The organism is Sphingopyxis sp. PET50, from assembly GCF_025244705.1.
GTDB lineage: Bacteria > Pseudomonadota > Alphaproteobacteria > Sphingomonadales > Sphingomonadaceae > Sphingopyxis.
This window is the reverse complement of the sequence record NZ_CP104207.1, coordinates 1,217,792-1,236,466: the sequence shown is the minus strand read 5'-3', so window position 1 is coordinate 1,236,466 and position 18,675 is coordinate 1,217,792. Positions and strand designations below refer to the sequence as shown.

Sequence of the window (18,675 nt, the reverse complement as noted above, 5' to 3'; positions counted from 1 at the left end):
GCTTGTCGGAGGACCGTTCTTTACCTTCGACACAGCGAGAAAGGACAGCCCTTCGACAAGCTCAGGGCGAACGGAATTAATGGCGATCATCAAACTCATCGTTCGATCGTCCCGGTGCGGCGAATCTTCCGCTGCAATTGCATCACGCCGTACAGCAGCGCCTCGGCGGTCGGAGGGCAACCGGGGACATAGATGTCGACGGGCACGATGCGGTCACAGCCGCGCACCACCGAATAACTGTAATGATAATAGCCGCCGCCGTTGGCGCAGCTGCCCATTGAAATGACATATTTCGGGTTCGACATCTGGTCGTAGACGCGGCGCAGCGCCGGCGCCATCTTGTTGCACAGCGTGCCCGCGACGATCATCACGTCGGACTGGCGCGGGGATGCACGTGGCGCGACGCCGAACCGCTCCATGTCGTAACGCGGCATGTTGACGTGGATCATCTCGACCGCGCAACAAGCGAGCCCGAAGGTCATCCACCAGAGCGAACCGGTGCGTGCCCAGTTGAACAGGTCCTCGGTCGAGGTGACAAGAAAGCCCTTGTCGCCGACTTCGCTGTTCAGGTCGTCGAAAAAGCCCGCATCGGGATCGGTCCCGGGCGCCACCGGCATCTGGCCGGGCATCAGGATGCTCGAATTGCTCATTCCCAATCCAGCGCCCCCTTCTTCCATGCATAGACAAGGCCGAGCGCGAGTTCGGCAAGGAAAATCATCATCGTCGCCCAGCTCGGCCCAGCCGATTTCCTTGAGGCTCACCGCCCAGGGAAAGAGGAAGGCCGCTTCGAGGTCGAAGATGATGAACAGGATGGCCACGAGATAAAAGCGCACGTCGAACTGGCTGCGCGCATCCTCGAACGCGGGAAAGCCGCATTCATATTCGGTCAGCTTCGCCGGATCGGGCTGGTGCGCGCCGGTCAGGCGCGCGACGCCCATCGGCAGGAACACGAAGGCCGCCGACAGGCCGACAGCCACGAACAGGAAGATCAGGATCGGCAGATAATGCGTCAGGTCGACCATGGGAGCTCGCAGTCTTTTTGGGACGCTTCAGCGCCCTGTTGTTGCGGGCGCTTTAGGCCAGCAAAGCCCGGCTCGCAAGCGCTGCGGGCAGGAAAATCGCCTGCCCCGTCCGCAAAGCGGCAAGCCGCGCTGGCGGCACCGGCAAAGAGCGTGGTAGAGCCCGCTTGGGACGCGTCGCGATCCGGAAATTTGGGGACGATATGCGAGGGATATGGGTTTTGGGAACGGCCGTTGCGGCATCGCTGACGCCGGTGCCCGCCGCCGCCGAACTGGTCGACGCCAAATCGCCCAAAAAGATCGCGGCTTTGCTCGAGTCGCAGGGCTGGCAAATCGAAGCCAGTGCGGACGCCAGACAGGACCCGGTCCTGAAAGCCAGCCGGCAGGGCGAGGTGTTCGCCGTCACCTTCCTCAACTGCGAGAACGGCGCGAATTGCCGGACGCTGCAACTGCTGATGGGCTTTGCCGATACCAAGCAGGTACCGCTCGACAAGCTCAACGAATGGAACCGCGACAGGAGGTTCGCGCGCGCCTATCGCGACGAGGAAGGCGATCCGGTGCTGGCGATGGACGTCGACCTCGATTTCCGCGGACTGCCGCGCGAGAATGTCGGCGAATTGTTCAAGACCTGGGCGGGGCTGATGGACAGCTTCCGCCGCCTTGTGCGCGGCAGTTAACCTGCCCTCAGGCGTTGCGGAGCGCGCCCGCGACGAGTTTCTGCAACTTCGAATGCACGGCGGCGCTGCCCGCGATGAACTCGCTGCGCTCGATCGCGCGATCGCCACCGCGAAAATCGCTGACGAAACCGCCGGCCTCGCGCACCAGCAAGATGCCGGCGGCGACGTCCCAGACCTGCAGGTCGCTTTCCCAGAAACCGTCGTAGCGCCCCGCCGCGACCCAGGCGAGGTCGAGGCTGGCGGCGCCGAAGCGGCGGATGCCCGCGACTTCGGGCGCGACCGCGCCGAACACGCGGCTCCACTGCGCCATGTCGCCATGGCCCATGAAGGGGATGCCGGTCGCGATCAGGCATTCGTTGAGGTGGCGGCGCGACGAGACACGGAGCCGCATGGTCGTGCAGCCAGGCGCCGCGGCCGCGCTCGGCCCAATAGCTTTCGTCGGTGACCGGGTGATAGATGAGGCACGAGGTGACGTCGCCCCAGCCGCCGCCGGGTTTCGGCTCCTGCACCGCGATCGAGATGGCGAAATGCGGGATCGCGTGGAGGAAGTTGGTCGTGCCGTCGAGCGGGTCGATGATGAAGCGCGGCTTGCCGGGTTCGCCGACGATCTCGCCCGCCTCTTCCATCAGGAACCCCCAGCCAGGACGGTCGCGGCCGAGTTCGTCATAGAGGGTGCGCTCGGCGGCCTGGTCGGCCTTCGACACGAAGTCGGCCGGGCCCTTCTGCGAGACCTGGAGATGCTCGATCTCGCCAAAGTCACGGCGCAGCTTGGCGCCGGCCTTGCGCGCGGCGCGTTCCATGACGGTGATGATGCCGGATACGGCCATAAAATAATCTCCCCCCTCCCGCTTGCGGGAGGGGTCGGGGGAGGGAATGTTTCCATCGGAGAGCTCCCGTCCCTCGACAGGCCCTCCCCTAGCCCCTCCCGCAAGCGGGAGGGGAACTCAATCAATCCGCGCGGCGGACATATTCGCGGTCGTAGACATGCACGACGATGCGGGTGCCGCTGGTGATGTGCGGCGGCACCATGACGCGCACGCCATTGTCGAGGATCGCGGGCTTGTAGGACGAGGACGCGGTCTGGCCCTTCACCACGGCGTCGGCCTCGACGATCGTGGCTTCGATATGCTCGGGCAGTTCGACCGAGATCGGGCGCTCTTCCCAGAGTTCCAGCACGACGTCCATGCCGTCCTGCAGGAATTCGTGGGCTTCGCCGACGACGTCCTTGGAAATGTTGATCTGTTCGAACGTATCCTTGTCCATGAACACCAGATCGTCGCCCTCGGCATAGAGGAACTGGAAGTCCTTGGTGTCGAGACGGACCTTTTCGACCGTGTCGGCGCTGCGGAAACGGTTGTTGAGCTTGCGGCCGTCGATCAGATTCTTGGCTTCGACCTGCATATAGGCGCCGCCCTTGCCCGGCTGGGTGTGCTGGATCTTGGTGACCTTCCAGATGCCGCCTTCATATTCGATAATATTGCCGGGACGGATTTCAACGCCGGTGATCTTCATCGCGCACACTCACAGTTCAAGGATGGAAAGAGCCGCCGAGCGCATCGCAACGCGCCGGTCACAGGAGCGCGCCCTTAGCCGCGAAGGCGGCGAAGGGCAAGCAGTGCGTGCGGTCAGGCGGTCGTGGTGACCATCTTGCGCGTCCGCGCATAGCTCAGCGCGATGAGCGCGGCGAACAGGCCGAGGCCGATGAAGATCGACGGCACATGAAATCCGTCGCCGACCACCGCAAGCGGCGCGTCGCTGTCGGTCGCATAGACGAGCCCCGCGTAGAAGACTCCGAACAGGCTTTCGCCGACGATCATGCCGGTCGCGGTCAGCACGCCCATGCGGTGCGCGAAGGCGGGGTTGGCGCGGCGTTCGGCCCAGCGGTCGTAGAACCAGCCGCCGACGGCACCGATCACCACGGGCAGGATCACCGCCATCGGCAGATAGATGCCGATGCCGATCGCCAGCGGCGGCAGGCGCAGCTTGCCCGCGCGGCCGAGCAGTTCGTCGACGAGGATGAAGCCGACGCCGGCGAGCGCGCCATAGCCGAGCATCGTCCAGTTGAGGTCGCCGCCAAGCACGCCCTTCGCGAGCGACGAGATCAGCCCCGCCTGCGGCGCCGCCAGCGCGTTCGGCCCGGCCCCCGGCACGCCGACGAAGCCGAGCGTCTCGTTGAGCACGTTGAGCACCGGCGGCACGACGAGCGAGCCGAAGAAGACGCCGATGATCAACGCCACCTGCTGCTTCCACGGCGTCGCGCCGACGAGCTGGCCGGTCTTGAGATCCTGCAGATTGTCGTTCGAGATCGTCGCGATGCCGAAGACGACGCCGGTGACGATCAGCGCATAGGCGACCATCGCCGCGCTCGCCTCCTCGCCGCCGCCGCGCCCGAGCAGGCCGACGAGCAGCAGCGACGAGGCGATGATCGCGAGAATGCCGATGCCCGACACCGGCGAGTTCGACGCGCCGATGAGGCCCGCCATATAGCCGGTGACCGACGCGATCATCAGCCCGACCACCACCACGAACACGAGCGCGCCCCCGACGAGGATCGCCGCCAACCCGGCGAGCGGACCGCCCGCGAGGATCGACCAGAGCAGCCAGGCGATCGGGATCAGGGTGAGCAGCGATCCGCCGAAAACCCAGCCGATCGGAATATCCTGTTCGCCGACCGCCAGTGCGGTTCCGGCGTGGCGTGCCCGGCTCGCCGCCATCGCCGATCGGATGCCGCCGATCACCGGTCCGGCGATCTTGATCAGCGTCCAGATCGCCGCGACCGCGATCACGCCCGCGCCGAAGAAGCGCACATCGGCGCGGAATACCGTATTCGCCAGCGTCTCGGCATCGCCCGGCCCGCCCTGCGTCAGGATCGGGAGCAATATCCACCAGCCGGTGATGAGACCGACAAGCTGCGCCATGCCGACCGAAAGCCCGACGAGATGACCGACGCCGAACAGCGCGAAGCCAAGGCCTCCCGCAATGCCTGTCGCTCCTGCCCCGACCTTGAACCAGCCCGCGACCTCGGCGGCGGCGACCTTCATCTGCGTCAGCAAGGTGAAGCCCGCGGCGACAAGGCTGTTCCAGAGCAGCGCGGACAAACCAGCCTTGTTCTCGGCCGCACCCTCGGCGCTGGCGGCGCCGACCTGCAGCACTTCGGCGGCGGCGCGCCCTTCGGGATAGGGCAGATCGGCATCGACGACGAGCGCGCGGCGCAGCGGCACCGAGAAAAGGACGCCCAATATGCCGCCGAGCATCGTGATCGCGGTGGTCTCCAGCAGCGGGAAGCCTTGCCAGTAACCGACCATGACGAGACCCGGCAGCACGAAGATGATCGCGGCGAGCGTGCCCGCGGCGCTCGCGATCGTCTGGACGATGTTGTTTTCAAGGATCGTCGCCCCGGTCATGAAGCGCAGCAGCGCCATCGAGATCACCGCGGCGGGGATCGAGGTCGCAAAGGTCAACCCGACCTTCAGCCCCAGATAGACGTTCGCGGCGGTGAACATCAGCGTCAGCAGGCCGCCGAGCAGGATCGCGCGCAGCGTCAGTTCGCGGACGCCGGTCTTGGGCATGGTGGCTTCGGTCATCAAAATCTCCCTCTGCGCTGTCTTGCGGCCCGCCGCGCCGGGCGCAAGCGAAAAGGCGACCGGCGAAGCGATTGGACCGAAACGCCAAAAGCGACGAAGCGAGAAACTTCTGACGCAACGATCCAATATGACCGCGCAAGATGGTGGCAGAGCGACCGCCATGATGACATGGACCCTTTCGGACGATATGCGCCCCTCGCGGCGCCCGCGAAACCGCCGCCGACGGCGCGGCGCGCCCTGTGCCGGATTGTTCGGCTGGCGCAAGGATGGCGACCCGCCACGCGGCAAGGACGACGATACCAAGGGAAAACCCAACGGTCCCGGCGGCTGACCGTCAGCGCCGCACGCGCTTTCCGGTGAGCAAAGGATAGGGATTGACCGGTTCGCCCGCGTTCCATGCGCTGCCCGGCACGGTCGACAGCATCTGGAAATGTAGGTGCGGAAAGGTGGGGTCGGCGTTGCCGCTCGTTCCGACGGTCGCGATCACCTGCCCGCGTTCGACGCGGTCGCCTTCGGACAGCCCGCGGCGATAGCCCTGCAGATGGGCGTAATAGAGCATCGTCCGGCCATCGTCGGACCGCTGATAGATGGTCAGCCCCCCGCGGTCGGAGGCGAAGAGCTTTTCGATCCGCCCGTCCATCGCGGCGAGCACCGGCGTCCCCACCGGCGCGGGGATGTCGATCGCGCGATGCGATCGCCCGCCGCTCCGCGCGCTGTTCCAGCTGTCGATCAGCTCGGACGGCTTGACGCCCTCGACCGGAATGGCGAGGACGACCTCGCCTGCTTCGCGCCCGTTCGCCGCCGCGGCCGCACCGATGGCGACCATCGCGGCAGCCGCCCGGAAGACCGCGCCATTCAACCCGCCAGCAGCGCGCCGAACCGCTTCACCGCAGCCGCCGGCCCTTCGGGATACGCCCAAACGCCGCCAGACACCGCCAGGAAATCGGCGCCCGCGGCAACCAGCTGCGCGCCATTGTCGACGGTGATCCCGCCGATCGCGACGCAAGGCAGCTCGAACATGCCCTGCCACCAGCTCAGGATTTCGGGGTCGGCGTGATGCTCGACGGTCTTGGTCGCGGTCGGAAAGAAGGCACCGAAGGCGACATAGTCGGCCCCCGCCTCCCCCGCTTCCATCGCGAGGTGGCGGCTGGCATGGCACGTCACGCCGATCTGCGCGTCGGGGCCGAGGATGCGGCGCGCCTCCTTCGGATCGCCATCCCCCTGCCCCAGATGCACGCCGTCGGCGCCGAGCCTCTTGGCGAGCGCGACATCGTCGTTGACGATGAAAGCGGTGTCGTGCGCGGCGCAGATCGCCTGCAAAGGTTCGGCGAGCCGCGCGGCCTCATGCTGGTCGAGCCCCTTGACCCGGAACTGAAACGCCGCGACCGGCGCGGCGCTCAGCGCCTCCTCCAGACGCGCAGGAAAATCGCCATCAACATCGAGCGGCGAGATGAGATAAAGCTGGCACGGGATACGGGTTGCTTGGGTCATGGCGGGTTCATAGCGACGCCGATAGGTCCTCGCAAATGCAGAACAGACGCCTCTTGGCCGCCCTTTCATTGGGTACCGCCTTCGCCCTCTCCGCCTGCGCCGCGACCGGCGGCGCCACTGCGCTGTCGGACGGCAGCAACGTCGCGCTCGGCCAGCGCGCGATGGTCGACGGCCCGATCGTCCAGCCGGTCGAAGTGCTGGAGGACAGCCGCTGCCCGATGAACGCTCGCTGCGTCTGGGCGGGCCGCGTGCGGGTAAAGATGATCTGGTGGCGCGGCAATGGCGAGAAGCAGGTGTTCGAGGTGACGCTGGGCGAAGCAACGCCGCTTGCCGACGGCGCGATCCGGCTGGAATCGGTGCGGCCGGAGAAGAGGACCGATGTGACGTTGAGCCCGCAGGATTATCGGTTCAGCTTCCGGTTCGATGGAGGAATTTAACCCGCTTCGTCATTGCGAGGAGCCGAAGGCGACGCGGCAATCCAGCATAGCGCACTCCGCTCTGGATTGCCTCGCTTCGCTCGCGATGACGAGGTTGGGACGATCTAGCGCACTCGCGCCAGCACGAAGCCGTCCCAGCCCTTAGCGCCAACGGTCTGCACCGCCGTGGCGTCAAGGCGCGGGTCGGTGCTCAGCATGTCGAACAGCGCCCGCGTGCCGACGATCCGCTCATCCCCGCTATTGGCGTCAAGGACCCCGCCCTCGCGCACGACATTGTCGACGACGATCGTCGTGCCCGGACGCCCGAGGCGGATCGCCTCCGACACATAGAGCGCGTTGCTCTGCTTGTTGGCGTCGATGAAGACGAAATCGAACGGTTCGCCCGTAGCCATTGCTGCGAGGCTGTCGGCGGCGGGGCCGGTGCGGATGGCGACCTTGTCGGATACCCCCGCCCGCTCCAGATTTTCCCGCGCGACCGCGGCGTGATGCGGTTCAAGCTCCAGCGTCACGAGTTGCCCGCCGTCGGGCAAGGCGCGCGCCAGCCAGATCGTCGAATAGCCGCCGAGCGTGCCGACTTCGAGGATGCGCCTGGCCCCCGCCATCTGCGCGAGCAGAAGCAGCATCTTGCCCAGCGCCGGCGACACGTCGATCGGCGGCAGTCCCCGTTTTTGATTGTTCGCGAGGGCGGCGGCAAGCGCGTCGCCGGCTGCCGAGCAATTTGTCGGCGATATAATCGTCGACGGCTTGCCACCCCCCAGTCATTTTAGGCGCCCCATCACTATGCGACCGAGGCCGCGTGAATTTCGTCGATCGCACCGCCGAGCGAGGCGTTGAATTCGTCGTCGCTCATCTGGTGGCGCAGGTCTTCGAGCAAAGCGCGGCTGAAGCTCGCGATGATGCCGGGATTCTTCGCGAGCTCGACGCAGGCTTCGGGGCGCGCGAAACCACCCGACAGTGCAACGACGCGCAGCACCTTGGGGTGATCGACCAGCGGCTGGAACAGCCCGGCCTCGGTCGGCAGCGACAGTTTGAGCATCACAGGTTCACCGGTCCAGGCGTCGAGCGCGGCCAGCGTTTCGTTCAGCAACAGGCGGTCGGCGGCATCGCGCTCAGCGCTCTTGATATTCACTTCGGGCTCGATGATCGGCACCAGCCCGTGCGCAGCGATGCGCGCCGCTTCGGCGAACTGCTGCTCGACGATCGCCTTCACGCCCGCCGGATTGGCCAGGTTGACGACGCTGCGCATTTTGGTGCCGAACACGCCCTTTGCCACCGCACGCTCGCACAGGCTTTCGAGTTCGGGGTTCGCCTTCATCAACTGGACGCCGTCGGCTTCGTCCTCAAGCCCCTTGTCGACCTTCAGGAAGGGTACCACGCCGCGTTCCCAGAGCAGCGCCGGCACCGGCTTGCCGCCGGCCTCTCCGTCCATCGTGCGCTCGAACAGGATCGCACCGATCACCTTTTCGCCGTTGAAGCAGGGCGCGGTGACGATGCGCGAGCGCATGTCGTGGATCAGCGCGAACATTTCCTCGTCGTTCGAAAAGGCATCCGCTTCGATGCCATAACCCTTCAAGGCCTTGGGTGTCGAACCGCCGCTCTGGTCGAGCGCGGCGATAAAGCCCTGCCCCGATTTGATCTGCTCCAGCATGGCGGCGTTGGCGGTCGTCATAACATCTCCGGTGGTTGCATACGTATGTCGCGGTGCGCATAGCCGCCCGGTCGGGGCGATGCAATGCGCGGGAAATCGGGCGAAAGCTCAGCAGCGCGTGAGCGTCGGCCCCTTGACGACCGTCGTCTTGCCGTCGCGCTTGTCGCGCGCATCGACGCGCACCGCCACACCGCCGTTGACCATGGCGCTGAGGTCGTCGTCACCGCACATCAGCCGGCGCATCTGCTCGATCGGCTGCAGGAAAGAGGTTTGCGGGTGGGCGTCGAGATCGCGGTCCATGATGAACACCTCGGTGCCCTGCTCATTCCCCTTGTACGACAGCGACCAGCCCTTGGGGATCGAGAATTCGGACATGTAGTATTCGGCGATCAGCGCGCCGGGAAAGGGCTCGGCGGCGGCGACCGGAACGGCGGCGCAAGCCATCATGAGTACAGCGACGATCTTCTTCATGTCCGAACACCCCCTTTGCTGGATAATCAGGCCCTGAGCGCATCGACGCCCGGCAGCGGCTTGCCTTCCATCCATTCGAGGAAGGCGCCGCCCGCGGTCGATACGAAGGTGAAATCGTCCGCCGCGCCCGCATGGTTGAGCGCCGCGACGGTGTCGCCGCCGCCCGCGACCGAGATGAGCGTGCCCTCGCGTGTCAGCGCCGCAGCGGTCTTCGCCAGCGCGACGGTCGCGGTGTCGAACGGCGGCGTCTCGAACGCGCCGAGCGGGCCGTTCCACACAAGCGTGCGGCAATTCTTGAGTACATCGGCGAGCGCTTCGGTCGCGGCGGGGCCGATGTCGAGGATCATCTCGTCGGCGGCGACTTCGTGGACGTTGACCGTGCGGGTCGGCGGATTGGCGGCGAACTGCTTCGCCACCACGACGTCATAGGGCAAATGGATGGTGCAGCCCGCCTTGTCGGCGGCGTCGAAGATCGCGTTGGCGGTCTCGACCAGATCATGCTCGCACAGCGATTTGCCGACATCGACCCCGCGCGCGGCGAGGAAGGTATTCGCCATGCCGCCGCCGATGATCAGATGATCGACCCGGCCGACGAGATTGCGCAGCACGTCGATCTTTGACGACACTTTCGCGCCGCCGACCACCGCCGCCACCGGGTGGACCGGATTGCCGAGCGCCGCATCGAGCGCCTTCAGCTCGGCCTCCATCGCGCGGCCGGCATAGGCGGGCAGCCGGTGGGCGATGCCCTCGGTCGAGCCATGCGCGCGGTGCGCGGCCGAGAAAGCATCGTTGACATAGAGATCGCCGATCTCGGCGAGCGCGTCGGCGAAGGCGGGGTCGTTGCTTTCCTCGCCCGCGTGAAAGCGGGTGTTTTCCAGCACCGCGACATCGCCCGCGGCGAGCACGGCAAGCCCCGCTTTCGCGCCTTCGCCGATACAGTCGGAGATGAACATCACCGAGTGGCCGAGCACGTCGGCGACGGCGTCGATCACCATGCTGAGCGACTGCGTCGAATTCTTCGCGCCCTTGGGACGCCCGAAATGCGCGAGCAGCAGGACGATCGCGCCCTTGTCGGACAATTCGCGGATCGTCGGCATCGCCGCCTCGATCCGCGTCTTGTCGCCGACCGCGCCGTCGATCATCGGGACATTGAGGTCGACGCGCACCAGCACGCGCTTTCCGGTGACGTCGCCGATGTCGTCGAGGGTCTTGAACGCGGCCATTTTAAACTCCGTTTCCCGAGTGTGCCCCTGCCTTCGCAGGGGCACAGGCAAATTACAGGAACTTGGCGATCACGCCTGCCGTGTCGACCATGCGGTTCGAGAAGCCCCATTCATTGTCGTACCAGCTGACGACGCGAACCAGCTTGCCTTCGAGAACCGCGGTTTCGAGGCTGTCGACGGTCGAACTCGCGGGGCAATGGTTATAGTCGATCGAGACCAGCGGCTCGTCCGAATAGGCCAGAACGCCCTTCAGCGCGCCTTCCGACGCATCTTTCAGGATCTTGTTCACTTCCTCGACGCTGGTGTCGCGCTTCGGGGTGAAGGTCAGGTCGATCAGGCTGACGTTGGGGGTCGGCACGCGGATCGCCGACCCGTCGAGCTTGCCCTTGAGTTCGGGCAGCACCTCGCCGACCGCGCGGGCGGCGCCCGTCGTCGTCGGGATGATCGACATGGCGGCGGCGCGCGCGCGGCGCATGTCGCTGTGGATCTGGTCGAGGATTTTCTGGTCGTTGGTATAGGCGTGGACCGTGGTCATCAGGCCGCGCTCGATGCCCAGCGTGTCGTTCAGGACCTTGGCGACCGGCGCGAGGCAATTGGTGGTGCAGCTCGCGTTCGAGACGATCTTGTGGTCGGCGGTCAGCTTGTCGTGGTTGACGCCGTAAACGACCGTCAGGTCGACGCCCTTGGCCGGGGCCGAGATCAGGACGCGCTTGGCGCCGGCGGCGAGGTGCTTGCCCGCGCTGTCGGCGTCGGTGAAGAAGCCGGTGCATTCGAGCGCGATATCGACGCCCAGTTCGGCGTGCGGCAGGTTGGCCGGATCGCGCTCGGCGGTGACCTTGATCGCCTTGCCGTTGACGATCATCGTGTCGCCTTCGGCCGAAACATCACCCGGGAACGGGCCGTGGACGCTGTCGCGCTTGAACAGCAGCGCATTGGCCTTGGCATCGGCCAGGTCATTGATCGCGACCAGTTCGAGACCGCTGTCGGGACGCTCGAGAATGGCGCGCGCCACGAGTCGACCGATGCGTCCGAAACCGTTGATTGCAACCTTCACTGCCATGTCGAAATTTCCTTTCTGCGTGCGGCGGCCCGGTCCTTAACTGCCGAGCTTTGCCAAAATCTGCGGAGCGATCGCATCGACGGTCAGGCCGAAATGCGCATAGAGGTCGTCGATCGGCGCCGAGGCGCCGAAGCTGTCGATGCCGAAACGCAGGCCGTCGCGGCCGGTATAGCGTTCCCAGCCGAAGGTCGTGCCCGCCTCGATCGAGACGATCAGCGCGTCGCACGGCAGGATCGCGTCGCGATAGGCGCCGTCCTGTTCGTCGAAGAGTTCGGTCGACACCATCGACACGACGTCGGCGCCATGGCCCGCCGCCTCGAGTTTCTCGGCAACGCCGATCGCCAGCGAGACTTCGGACCCGGTCGCGACGATCACGACCTTGCAGCCGCATGGCTGCCTCGCGAATGCGATAACCGCCTTTCGCGCAAAGGTTTTCCGTGACGTCATGACGCAGTGGCGGCAGATTCTGCCGCGTCAGCGCGAGGAGCGACGGACGGTCCTTCTGCGCCAGCGCCAGCGCCCAGCATTCGGCGGTCTCGACCGCGTCGGCGGGGCGCATGACGAGCAGGTTCGGCATCGCGCGGAGCGACTGGAGATGCTCGATCGGCTGGTGCGTCGGGCCGTCTTCGCCAAGCCCGATGCTGTCGTGGGTCATCACATAGACGACGCGCTGACGTTGCAGCGCCGACAGGCGGATCGCGGCGCGGCAATAGTCGGCGAAGACGAGGAAGGTGCCGCCATAGGGGACCACGCCGCCATGCAACGCCATGCCGTTCATCGCCGCCGCCATGCCGAATTCACGGATGCCATAATAGACATAGCGTCCCGAATAATCTTCTTTTGTCAGTGCTTTGGTAGACGAAGTTTTTGTGTTGTTCGAACCCGTTAAGTCGGCGCTACCGCCGATCAGTGATGCGATGTCGGCGGTCAGCGCGGTCAGCGTGTTCTCCGACGCCTTGCGCGTCGCGACCTTCGGCGGCTCGGCGACGAGACCGTACAGATAGGCATCGAACGCGGCACCCGGTACGACGTCGCCCGCCAGTCGCGCCGAAAATTCATCCTTCTTTTCGCTATTTGCCAGACGAAGCTTCCAAAGCGAATGACGCTTCTTGCCCTCGTCGCCAAAGGCTGCCCACGCAGCGGCGATGTCGGCGGGAATGTCGAACGGTTCGGCGCTCCAGCCCAGATTGGCGCGCGCCGCGGCGACCTCGTCGGCGCCGAGCGGCGAGCCATGCGTCGCCGAGGTGCCCTGCTTGTTCGGGGCGCCGAAACCGATCAGCGTGCGGCACGCGATCAGCGAGGGGCGCGGGTCGGCCAGCGCAGCGTCGATCGCGCGGCGGATGTCGGCGGGATCGTGGCCGTCGCAGCTTTCCACATGCCAGCCGGTGGCGGCGTAGCGCGCGGCAATATCCTCGCTCGTCGACAGGTCGGTCGAACCGTCGATCGTGATCTTGTTGTCGTCCCACAGCACCGTCATGCGGCCGAGGCCGAGATGGCCCGCCAGACCGATCGCTTCGTGGTTGATGCCTTCCATCAGACAGCCGTCGCCGGCGATCACCCAGGTGCGATGGTTGACGAGGTCGTCGCCATAGAGGCTGTTGAGGTGGCGCTCGGCGATCGCCATGCCGACCGCGGTCGCCAGCCCCTGTCCCAGCGGACCGGTCGTCGTTTCGATGGCTTCGAGCTCGAAATTCTCGGGGTGGCTGAGCGCACGGGCTGTGCAACTGCCGGAAATTGCGGATGTCGTCGATCGTCGGCCGCGCATAGCCGGCATGAGGTGCAGCGTCGCATAGGCGAGCATCGAGCCATGGCCCGCCGACAGCACGAATCGGTCACGGTCGGGCCAGCGCGGGTCGGTCGGGTCGAAGCGCAGATAGTCCGAATAAAGGACGGTCGCGACGTCGGCCATGCCCATCGGCATCCCCGGATGGCCGCTGTTCGCGGCCTGAACCGCGTCCATCGCAAGCGCGCGGATCGCGTTGGCGAGCTGACGTTCGGGCAGTGTCATAAGTCCCCCGGAAAGGATGAGCAGGTGGCGGGATTCGGTGGGGACAGCCCTTTGCGGGGGGATGCCGCAGAGTCAACCGCTGTGGGCAAGAAATGCGCGCTTGAGGGCGCAATATTGCGCTGCTACGCCTTGGTCATGGAACTCGACGAAGCCAGCCTCGCCATCGGCCGCATCGAGCGGGCGCTCAGCCGGATGGAAAAGGCGCTGACCGATCGCGCCGCCCGCCCTGCCCTCGCCCCGGGTGTTTCGGCCACCGCCCTGCCCGCTGCCGACCAGTCGGCGCTGAAGGCCGAAGTCGCCGCCGTGATCGGCGAACTCGACCGGCTGATCGCGGAGGCCGAACGTGGCTGACGTCAAGCTCACCATCGCCGGGCGCCCCTATGACGTGCATTGCGCCGACGGGCAGGAAGCCCAGCTCATTCACCTCGCGAGCCTGGTCGACGCCAAGGCGCGCGGCATTCAGGGCGGCACCGAAGTGCGCCAATTGCTGTTCGCGGCGCTGATGCTCGCCGACGAGACGCAGGAAGCGCAGACCAAGGCAGGCAGCGCCGAGCCGCAGCTCGACTCGCTGCGCGCCGCGATCGCGCTCGCCGAGAGCCGCGAAGCGGCGGCGCGCGACGAATTGCGTGCCGCGGTGTCGCGCGAATCGGCGGCGCTCGATCAGGTCAAACAGGCTGCGGCGCGCGAGGCCGCGCTGACAGCCGAGATCGAAAAATTGCGCCAGGGCCCGCCGGCCGCCCCGCGCCGCGCGGGCCCCGACCATGGCCGAGCGCTCGGCCAGATCGCCGACCGGATCGAGGAACTCGCGGCAAAGGTCGAGCAAATCCCTTGAGGAAGCTTAGCCGCGACCCTACATAGGGCGCGGCGGGTACTGCCCGGCACGAGCTTTTGCGAAAATCCCTGAGGCGATACATCATCCTAGGGAGCTGTCCCTGCCCGGACCCTGGTCTGACGCACATGGTTCCCACCTGACGTTACTGGCGTCAGAGGATCTTCCAGCAAACGACCCACGGTGGGCCCGCCAACCATCCGATGAAGGCAGAGAGAAGGCGATGACCGACACGTCCGCCGACCTGCCGAACCAGAAGCGGCATCTGCGCGAGAAGCTGCGCTTCCGGCGTCGTCATTTCGCCGCCAATCTTGACGAGTTCACCCGCTTTGCGGCCTTTCGCGCGCCGCCCGCGCCGCTGGCGGACCTGCTCGGCAGGCAGGCGATGATCGGCGCCTATGCCGCATGGGGCGACGAGCCCGACATCCTGCCGATGCTGGGCGGCTACGCCGGTGACGGAAAAATCGCCCTGCCCCATCATACGGACCGCATCGACACCATGGGCTTTCGCCGCTGGGCGCCCGCCGACCCGCTCGTGAAAGGGCCCTGGGGGACCCCGCAGCCCGCCGACGACGGCGAATCGGCCGTCCCGACCCTCATCCTGTGCCCACTCGTCGGCTTCGACCGCCAGGGCGGCCGTATCGGCCACGGCGGCGGCCACTACGACCGCTGGTTCGCCGCGCACGCGCACGTGCTGCGCATCGGAATCGGCTGGTCGGTGCAGGAGGTCGACGCCATGCCGCTCGAGCCCACCGACATGCCGCTCGACGCGGTGCTGACCGAACAGGAATTCATTGTGACCGGAGACCGTCTGTGACCCCCGATCCCCACCAGCCCAGCTGGCGCAAACCCGCTCGACATCTTCCTGATACTCCTGCTGATCGCCATCTGGGCGGCGCTGGTCGCCAGCCTGTCGCCCTGGGTCGGCGAGTGGCCGGTGCTGGTGCAGGCGATCTTCTATGTGGTGGCGGGGATCGTCTGGATCATGCCGCTGAAACCGCTGCTGCGCTGGATGGAATTGGGGCGGTGGCGCGGCTGAAACGCCGCGCCAATCCACAATTTTCGCTTCTGGAAGCTTCCCAAGCTGCGGTGGCCATTCCGTCCGGAAGATCGAGGAATGGCGCGAGTGACGGGGCTCGAACCCGCGACCTCCGGCGTGACAGGCCGAGCACTCTAACCAACTGAGCTACACCCGCGTGTGCTTGGGAGCAGCGCCAATATGCGCCGCGTCCCGGCCTGTCAACCGTCGCCGTGGGGCGGCGTGCGATTTAATCGGTCGCGCATCTCGTCAGTGGTGGTCAGCGTGCCGTGCTCGAACAGGAAACCCGCCAGATCCGGGGTTCCGGTCGACTGCAGGACCGTCTGGAGGATCAGCAGCAAGGGCACCGCGAGCAGCGCCCCCGGTGCGCCCCACACCCAGCCCCAGAAGCTGAGCGACACCAGAATCAGCAGCGGATTGATCGTCAGCCGCCGTCCGAGCACCAGCGGCGTGATCAGATTCGCCTCGATCATATGCACGCCGATGAAGATCAGCGCGGGGAGCAGCGCGAATCCCACCGCGTCGAAGGTCATCAGCCCCCCGAGCCCAAGCAGGCTCGCGGCAACGATCGGCCCCAGATAGGGCACGAAATTGCACAAGGAGACGATCCCGCCCCACATGAAGGGCGACGGCATGCCGAGCGCCCAGAGCAGGAGCGAGACCAGCAGCCCCAGGATCGCATTGATCATCGTGATCGTCGCCAGATAGTCGGCCGTGGCATCGACGACATTCTGGATCACCCGCGCGGTCTGCATCGCGCCGTCGAAGCTGCCGCGGCGCCGGATCGTGCCCTTGCGCAGCCGGGTCCAGCCCGCGAGGAAGAAGAAGATTACCAGCACCGCGAAAAACAGCTGGATCGCCGCCGCCGGGGCGGCCGAGATGAAATAGTCCACGATCGACGACGGCGCCTGCGCCGCGACCGCCTGCGCCGTCGCTTCGGTACCGCTGGCGACCGACATCAGGGTGCGATCGACGAATTTCTGCAGCGTCGAATAAAAGTCGATCAGCGGCGCCAGGTTGCTCTGGATACGCGGAATCGATTCGGGCAAGAGCGCGAACCAGCCCGTCGCGGGAACGACAATGATCGCAAGTGCGGCGTTGGCGAGGAGCAGAAACCCCGCCAGCGACAGCAGGGCCGCGAGCGCCGACGGCACTCCACGCCGTTCGAGCCATTCCAGCAGCGGCACCAGCGCGATCGCGATGACGATCGCGGCGGTCAGCGGCAGGAAAAATTCGGCGCCAGCCTTGAGCGCAAATGGCAAGGCCAGGCAGAAGGCGGCCCCGATAATCAGCGTCAGCGCCGCGAGCAGCCGGTCGCGGCGGAAATCGTCGATCTCGATCTGCGCGAGGGGATCAATGCGCGGCGCGCGCCTGTCCTTGGCCCCCTTGTCATCCGCCACGCCATCAGACTCCCTGTTAATCCGTTCGTCTTACGCGAGCTTCAACCGGGGCGCCAGACGGCTCGCAAAGAACGGCGCCGCGCGGCTTCTGTCCAGTTCTGGATCAGAATCGCACTTGGTCACCAGCATCTTAACCAGAAATTTCCCTTTTTCGTCGATTGACGGGTCACGGACCAGCCAATCGGAGTCAAAGATCATGATGAATGCGCCTGTGGGGGGCGCGCTGCATCGGTATCGCATCCCTGCCATTTCCACCCTCGCTCTCGCCATGGCGCTCGCCCTGCCCTTGCAGGCCGACGCCGCCGGCACCCGTGCGGGTTCGACCATCAGCAACACTGCCAGTGCCAGTTTCGACACCGGCGGCGGCACCCAGACGATCGATTCGAACCAGGTCGACCTGCGCGTCGACGAACTGCTCGACGTCACCGTCGATTCGAGCGACCCCGCCGACGTCCCGACGACGCCGGGCGCCACGGCACAGCTGCTGACCTTCTCGGTCACCAACAGCGGCAATGGCGAGGAAAGCTTCGCGCTCTCAACGATCGCGAACGGCGGCGGCGACGATTATGATCCGGCGGTCACCCAGATCTATATCGACAATGGCGACGGCGTTTTCGACGCCAATACCGACACGCTCTATACGCCGGGCGCCAACGATCCGACGCTCGATCCCGACGAAAGCGTCACGATCTTCGTGCTTTCGACGACGCCGGGAACCGTCGCCGACGGCAATCGCGGCACGGTGAGCCTGGTCGCCGCGTCGAAGACGGGCACCGGAACCCCCGGCACCAGCTTTGCTCAGCCAGGGCGAAGGCGGCGGCGATGCCGTCGTCGGATCGACGGGCGCCGACGGCCAGGACCAGGGCGCCTATATCGTCTCGGCCGCCACGGTATCTCTCGTCAAATCGGCGGTCATCGCCGACCCCTTCGGCGGCAGCGAGCCGGTGCCGGGGGCGACGATCACCTATACGATCGTCGCGACGGTGGCCGAGCAGCGGGTCGGTGAGCGGCCTCGCCATCACCGACAATATTCCGGCGGACACCAGCTATGTCGCGGGTTCGATCACCCTCGGCGGCACCGCACAGACCGACGCGGCCGATACCGACGCCGGCGATTACAACGGCACGCGGGTCAATGTCGCGCTCGGCACGGTTGCCGGCGGCCAGACCCGTACCGTCACCTTCCAGACCACGATCGACTGATGGAGCAGACTATGCGCCTGTTTTTCCTAGCATTAGCCGCGGCGATCCTGCCCGGTCAGGCTTTGGCGGCCAATCAGGTCGCGCTCGACAACAATGTGTTCGTCGAACGCGTCTCGACCGACGCCAACGGCAAGCAGCGCGTGCTGCTCGAAGAGCCGAAGGTCGTCGTTCCGGGCGACCGGCTCGTCTTCGTGCTCAACTATCGCAACGCGAGCGCGCAGCCCGCCGACAAGTTCGTCATCACCAATCCGATGCCCGCGGCGGTCAGCTTTGCCGACGCCGGGGACACCCGCCCGTTCGTTTCGGTCGACGGAGGCAAGACGTGGGGTCTGCTTTCCGAGATGACCGTGCGGATGGCCGACGGAACAACCCGCGCAGCCCAGCCCGCCGACGTCACCCACGTCCGCTGGGCGTTCCAGAAGCCGATCCCGGCCGAGCGGAACGGGCAAGCTGATGTTCCGGGGAATTGTCAAATAACCTCATAATAAAAGCCGCCTAACGGTCGCCGCAGCGGTGGGGAATGGCGACCAACCAAAGTCCAGGAGTTCAGCTATGACCAAGCTGACGCATATGGGCACCTTGGGTC

Annotated in this window: 23 protein-coding genes, 1 tRNA gene and 3 pseudogenes; 10 read left to right on the top strand and 17 right to left on the bottom strand. The window is 66.0% G+C overall.

Features of this window, described 5'->3' with window-relative positions; genetic code table 11:
- Positions 1 to 95: 95 nt before the first annotated feature.
- Positions 96 to 629 (bottom strand): NuoB/complex I 20 kDa subunit family protein, encoded by a 534-nt coding sequence (locus N0A20_RS06435; RefSeq protein ID WP_260583845.1) that lies wholly within the window; start codon positions 627 to 629, stop codon positions 96 to 98.
- Positions 630 to 646: 17 nt separating this feature from the next.
- Positions 647 to 1,022, bottom strand: a pseudogene (locus N0A20_RS06430) (NADH-quinone oxidoreductase subunit A).
- 218 nt (positions 1,023 to 1,240) lie between these two features.
- Between N0A20_RS06430 and N0A20_RS06425 the strand changes: the two are divergent.
- Entirely contained in the window at positions 1,241 to 1,696 is a 456-nt protein-coding gene (locus N0A20_RS06425) for a YbjN domain-containing protein (protein WP_260583107.1), read from the top strand.
- A gap of 7 nt (positions 1,697 to 1,703) precedes the next feature.
- On the opposite strand, the pseudogene N0A20_RS06420 reads toward N0A20_RS06425, so the two are convergent.
- The 3 genes and pseudogenes from N0A20_RS06420 to N0A20_RS06410 all read right to left on the bottom strand — a co-directional run bounded on the left by N0A20_RS06420 (position 1,704) and on the right by N0A20_RS06410 (position 5,280).
- Positions 1,704 to 2,523, bottom strand: a pseudogene (locus N0A20_RS06420) (inositol monophosphatase family protein).
- Between the two features lie 121 nt (positions 2,524 to 2,644).
- On the bottom strand, positions 2,645 to 3,208 hold the full coding sequence (efp, locus tag N0A20_RS06415) for an elongation factor P (protein WP_260583106.1): 564 nt from the start codon (positions 3,206 to 3,208) through the stop codon (positions 2,645 to 2,647).
- A 113-nt stretch (positions 3,209 to 3,321) separates the two neighbouring features.
- Entirely contained in the window at positions 3,322 to 5,280 is a 1,959-nt protein-coding gene (locus N0A20_RS06410; RefSeq protein ID WP_260583105.1) for an OPT family oligopeptide transporter, read from the bottom strand.
- Between the two features lie 160 nt (positions 5,281 to 5,440).
- On the opposite strand from N0A20_RS06410, the gene N0A20_RS06405 reads away from it, so the two are divergent.
- Entirely contained in the window at positions 5,441 to 5,611 is a 171-nt protein-coding gene (locus N0A20_RS06405; protein WP_260583104.1) for a hypothetical protein, read from the top strand.
- A 3-nt stretch (positions 5,612 to 5,614) separates the two neighbouring features.
- On the opposite strand, the gene N0A20_RS06400 is transcribed toward N0A20_RS06405, so the two are convergent.
- Together N0A20_RS06400 and thiE are read right to left on the bottom strand one after the other, a co-directional pair.
- Positions 5,615 to 6,106 (bottom strand): M23 family metallopeptidase, encoded by a 492-nt coding sequence (locus N0A20_RS06400; RefSeq protein WP_260583103.1) that lies wholly within the window; start codon positions 6,104 to 6,106, stop codon positions 5,615 to 5,617.
- Between the two features lie 29 nt (positions 6,107 to 6,135).
- Positions 6,136 to 6,771 (bottom strand): thiamine phosphate synthase, encoded by a 636-nt coding sequence (gene thiE, locus N0A20_RS06395; RefSeq protein WP_260583102.1) that lies wholly within the window; start codon positions 6,769 to 6,771, stop codon positions 6,136 to 6,138.
- A gap of 53 nt (positions 6,772 to 6,824) precedes the next feature.
- Here thiE and N0A20_RS06390 point away from each other — a divergent pair, with 53 nt between their 5' ends.
- Positions 6,825 to 7,208: a hypothetical protein gene (locus N0A20_RS06390; protein ID WP_260583101.1), complete on the top strand. Its 384-nt coding sequence runs from the start codon at positions 6,825 to 6,827 to the stop codon at positions 7,206 to 7,208.
- A 104-nt stretch (positions 7,209 to 7,312) separates the two neighbouring features.
- Here N0A20_RS06390 and N0A20_RS06385 read toward each other — a convergent pair whose 3' ends face one another.
- The 7 genes and pseudogenes from N0A20_RS06385 to N0A20_RS06355 form a co-directional block, all read right to left on the bottom strand.
- Positions 7,313 to 7,852 carry an O-methyltransferase gene (locus N0A20_RS06385; protein ID WP_260583100.1) on the bottom strand — a complete coding sequence of 180 codons (540 nt, stop codon included), beginning with the start codon at positions 7,850 to 7,852 and terminating at the stop codon, positions 7,313 to 7,315.
- 134 nt (positions 7,853 to 7,986) lie between these two features.
- Positions 7,987 to 8,877, bottom strand: a complete 891-nt coding sequence (locus N0A20_RS06380; RefSeq protein WP_409574738.1) for a fructose bisphosphate aldolase — start codon at positions 8,875 to 8,877, stop codon at positions 7,987 to 7,989.
- A gap of 87 nt (positions 8,878 to 8,964) precedes the next feature.
- Positions 8,965 to 9,327, bottom strand: a complete 363-nt coding sequence (locus tag N0A20_RS06375) for a hypothetical protein (protein WP_260583099.1) — start codon at positions 9,325 to 9,327, stop codon at positions 8,965 to 8,967.
- Positions 9,328 to 9,353: 26 nt separating this feature from the next.
- Positions 9,354 to 10,550 carry a phosphoglycerate kinase gene (locus tag N0A20_RS06370; RefSeq protein ID WP_260583098.1) on the bottom strand — a complete coding sequence of 399 codons (1,197 nt, stop codon included), beginning with the start codon at positions 10,548 to 10,550 and terminating at the stop codon, positions 9,354 to 9,356.
- Positions 10,551 to 10,602: 52 nt separating this feature from the next.
- On the bottom strand, positions 10,603 to 11,610 hold the full coding sequence (gene gap, locus N0A20_RS06365; RefSeq protein ID WP_260583097.1) for a type I glyceraldehyde-3-phosphate dehydrogenase: 1,008 nt from the start codon (positions 11,608 to 11,610) through the stop codon (positions 10,603 to 10,605).
- Between the two features lie 36 nt (positions 11,611 to 11,646).
- The gene (locus tag N0A20_RS06360; RefSeq protein WP_260583843.1) at positions 11,647 to 12,057 is read right to left on the bottom strand and encodes a transketolase-like TK C-terminal-containing protein; all 411 of its coding nucleotides are present in this window, start codon (positions 12,055 to 12,057) and stop codon (positions 11,647 to 11,649) included.
- A gap of 70 nt (positions 12,058 to 12,127) precedes the next feature.
- Positions 12,128 to 13,570, bottom strand: a pseudogene (locus N0A20_RS06355) (transketolase family protein); the annotation flags it as partial.
- A gap of 183 nt (positions 13,571 to 13,753) precedes the next feature.
- Here N0A20_RS06355 and N0A20_RS06350 point away from each other — a divergent pair.
- The 4 genes from N0A20_RS06350 to N0A20_RS20035 all read left to right on the top strand — a co-directional run bounded on the left by N0A20_RS06350 (position 13,754) and on the right by N0A20_RS20035 (position 15,486).
- The gene (locus N0A20_RS06350; RefSeq protein WP_260583096.1) at positions 13,754 to 13,969 is read left to right on the top strand and encodes a hypothetical protein; all 216 of its coding nucleotides are present in this window, start codon (positions 13,754 to 13,756) and stop codon (positions 13,967 to 13,969) included.
- The gene (locus tag N0A20_RS06345) at positions 13,962 to 14,450 is read left to right on the top strand and encodes a cell division protein ZapA (RefSeq protein ID WP_260583095.1); all 489 of its coding nucleotides are present in this window, start codon (positions 13,962 to 13,964) and stop codon (positions 14,448 to 14,450) included. Before N0A20_RS06350 ends, N0A20_RS06345 begins: the two co-directional genes overlap by 8 nt.
- A gap of 220 nt (positions 14,451 to 14,670) precedes the next feature.
- Positions 14,671 to 15,264 carry a 5-formyltetrahydrofolate cyclo-ligase gene (locus N0A20_RS06340; protein ID WP_260583094.1) on the top strand — a complete coding sequence of 198 codons (594 nt, stop codon included), beginning with the start codon at positions 14,671 to 14,673 and terminating at the stop codon, positions 15,262 to 15,264.
- A 6-nt stretch (positions 15,265 to 15,270) separates the two neighbouring features.
- A complete protein-coding gene (locus tag N0A20_RS20035) occupies positions 15,271 to 15,486 on the top strand; it encodes a DUF2842 domain-containing protein (protein WP_312846638.1) in 216 nt (71 codons plus the stop codon).
- A gap of 79 nt (positions 15,487 to 15,565) precedes the next feature.
- On the opposite strand, the gene N0A20_RS06330 is transcribed toward N0A20_RS20035, so the two are convergent.
- The 3 genes from N0A20_RS06330 to N0A20_RS06320 form a co-directional block, all read right to left on the bottom strand.
- A tRNA-Asp gene (locus N0A20_RS06330) sits at positions 15,566 to 15,643 on the bottom strand.
- 43 nt (positions 15,644 to 15,686) lie between these two features.
- Positions 15,687 to 16,844, bottom strand: a complete 1,158-nt coding sequence (locus N0A20_RS06325) for an AI-2E family transporter (protein WP_260583841.1) — start codon at positions 16,842 to 16,844, stop codon at positions 15,687 to 15,689.
- Between the two features lie 72 nt (positions 16,845 to 16,916).
- Entirely contained in the window at positions 16,917 to 17,084 is a 168-nt protein-coding gene (locus tag N0A20_RS06320; RefSeq protein ID WP_260583093.1) for a hypothetical protein, read from the bottom strand.
- On the opposite strand from N0A20_RS06320, the gene N0A20_RS06315 reads away from it, so the two are divergent.
- Genes N0A20_RS06315 through N0A20_RS06305 form a run of 3 tightly spaced genes read left to right on the top strand, consistent with a single transcriptional unit; the run spans position 17,083 to position 18,574 of the window.
- On the top strand, positions 17,083 to 17,892 hold the full coding sequence (locus tag N0A20_RS06315; protein WP_260583092.1) for a hypothetical protein: 810 nt from the start codon (positions 17,083 to 17,085) through the stop codon (positions 17,890 to 17,892). The genes N0A20_RS06320 and N0A20_RS06315 overlap by 2 nt on opposite strands.
- Positions 17,889 to 18,089: a hypothetical protein gene (locus N0A20_RS06310; RefSeq protein WP_260583091.1), complete on the top strand. Its 201-nt coding sequence runs from the start codon at positions 17,889 to 17,891 to the stop codon at positions 18,087 to 18,089. Before N0A20_RS06315 ends, N0A20_RS06310 begins: the two co-directional genes overlap by 4 nt.
- Positions 18,090 to 18,100: 11 nt before the next feature.
- On the top strand, positions 18,101 to 18,574 hold the full coding sequence (locus N0A20_RS06305; protein ID WP_260583090.1) for a hypothetical protein: 474 nt from the start codon (positions 18,101 to 18,103) through the stop codon (positions 18,572 to 18,574).
- Positions 18,575 to 18,675 lie beyond the last annotated feature (101 nt).

Coding starts and splice junctions, on each gene's coding strand:
- N0A20_RS06435 (WP_260583845.1), bottom strand. CDS start 629: ATGCCCGGCCAGATGCCGGTGGCGCCCGGGACCGATCCCGATGCGGGC.
- efp (WP_260583106.1), bottom strand. CDS start 3,208: ATGAAGATCACCGGCGTTGAAATCCGTCCCGGCAATATTATCGAATAT.
- N0A20_RS06410 (WP_260583105.1), bottom strand. CDS start 5,280: ATGACCGAAGCCACCATGCCCAAGACCGGCGTCCGCGAACTGACGCTG.
- N0A20_RS06405 (WP_260583104.1), top strand. CDS start 5,441: ATGATGACATGGACCCTTTCGGACGATATGCGCCCCTCGCGGCGCCCG.
- N0A20_RS06400 (WP_260583103.1), bottom strand. CDS start 6,106: ATGGTCGCCATCGGTGCGGCCGCGGCGGCGAACGGGCGCGAAGCAGGC.
- thiE (WP_260583102.1), bottom strand. CDS start 6,771: ATGACCCAAGCAACCCGTATCCCGTGCCAGCTTTATCTCATCTCGCCG.
- N0A20_RS06380 (WP_409574738.1), bottom strand. CDS start 8,877: ATGACGACCGCCAACGCCGCCATGCTGGAGCAGATCAAATCGGGGCAG.
- N0A20_RS06375 (WP_260583099.1), bottom strand. CDS start 9,327: ATGAAGAAGATCGTCGCTGTACTCATGATGGCTTGCGCCGCCGTTCCG.
- N0A20_RS06370 (WP_260583098.1), bottom strand. CDS start 10,550: ATGGCCGCGTTCAAGACCCTCGACGACATCGGCGACGTCACCGGAAAG.
- gap (WP_260583097.1), bottom strand. CDS start 11,610: ATGGCAGTGAAGGTTGCAATCAACGGTTTCGGACGCATCGGTCGACTC.
- N0A20_RS06360 (WP_260583843.1), bottom strand. CDS start 12,057: ATGACGTCACGGAAAACCTTTGCGCGAAAGGCGGTTATCGCATTCGCG.
- N0A20_RS06350 (WP_260583096.1), top strand. CDS start 13,754: ATGGAACTCGACGAAGCCAGCCTCGCCATCGGCCGCATCGAGCGGGCG.
- N0A20_RS06340 (WP_260583094.1), top strand. CDS start 14,671: ATGACCGACACGTCCGCCGACCTGCCGAACCAGAAGCGGCATCTGCGC.
- N0A20_RS06315 (WP_260583092.1), top strand. CDS start 17,083: ATGATGAATGCGCCTGTGGGGGGCGCGCTGCATCGGTATCGCATCCCT.
- N0A20_RS06320 (WP_260583093.1), bottom strand. CDS start 17,084: ATGATCTTTGACTCCGATTGGCTGGTCCGTGACCCGTCAATCGACGAA.
- N0A20_RS06305 (WP_260583090.1), top strand. CDS start 18,101: ATGCGCCTGTTTTTCCTAGCATTAGCCGCGGCGATCCTGCCCGGTCAG.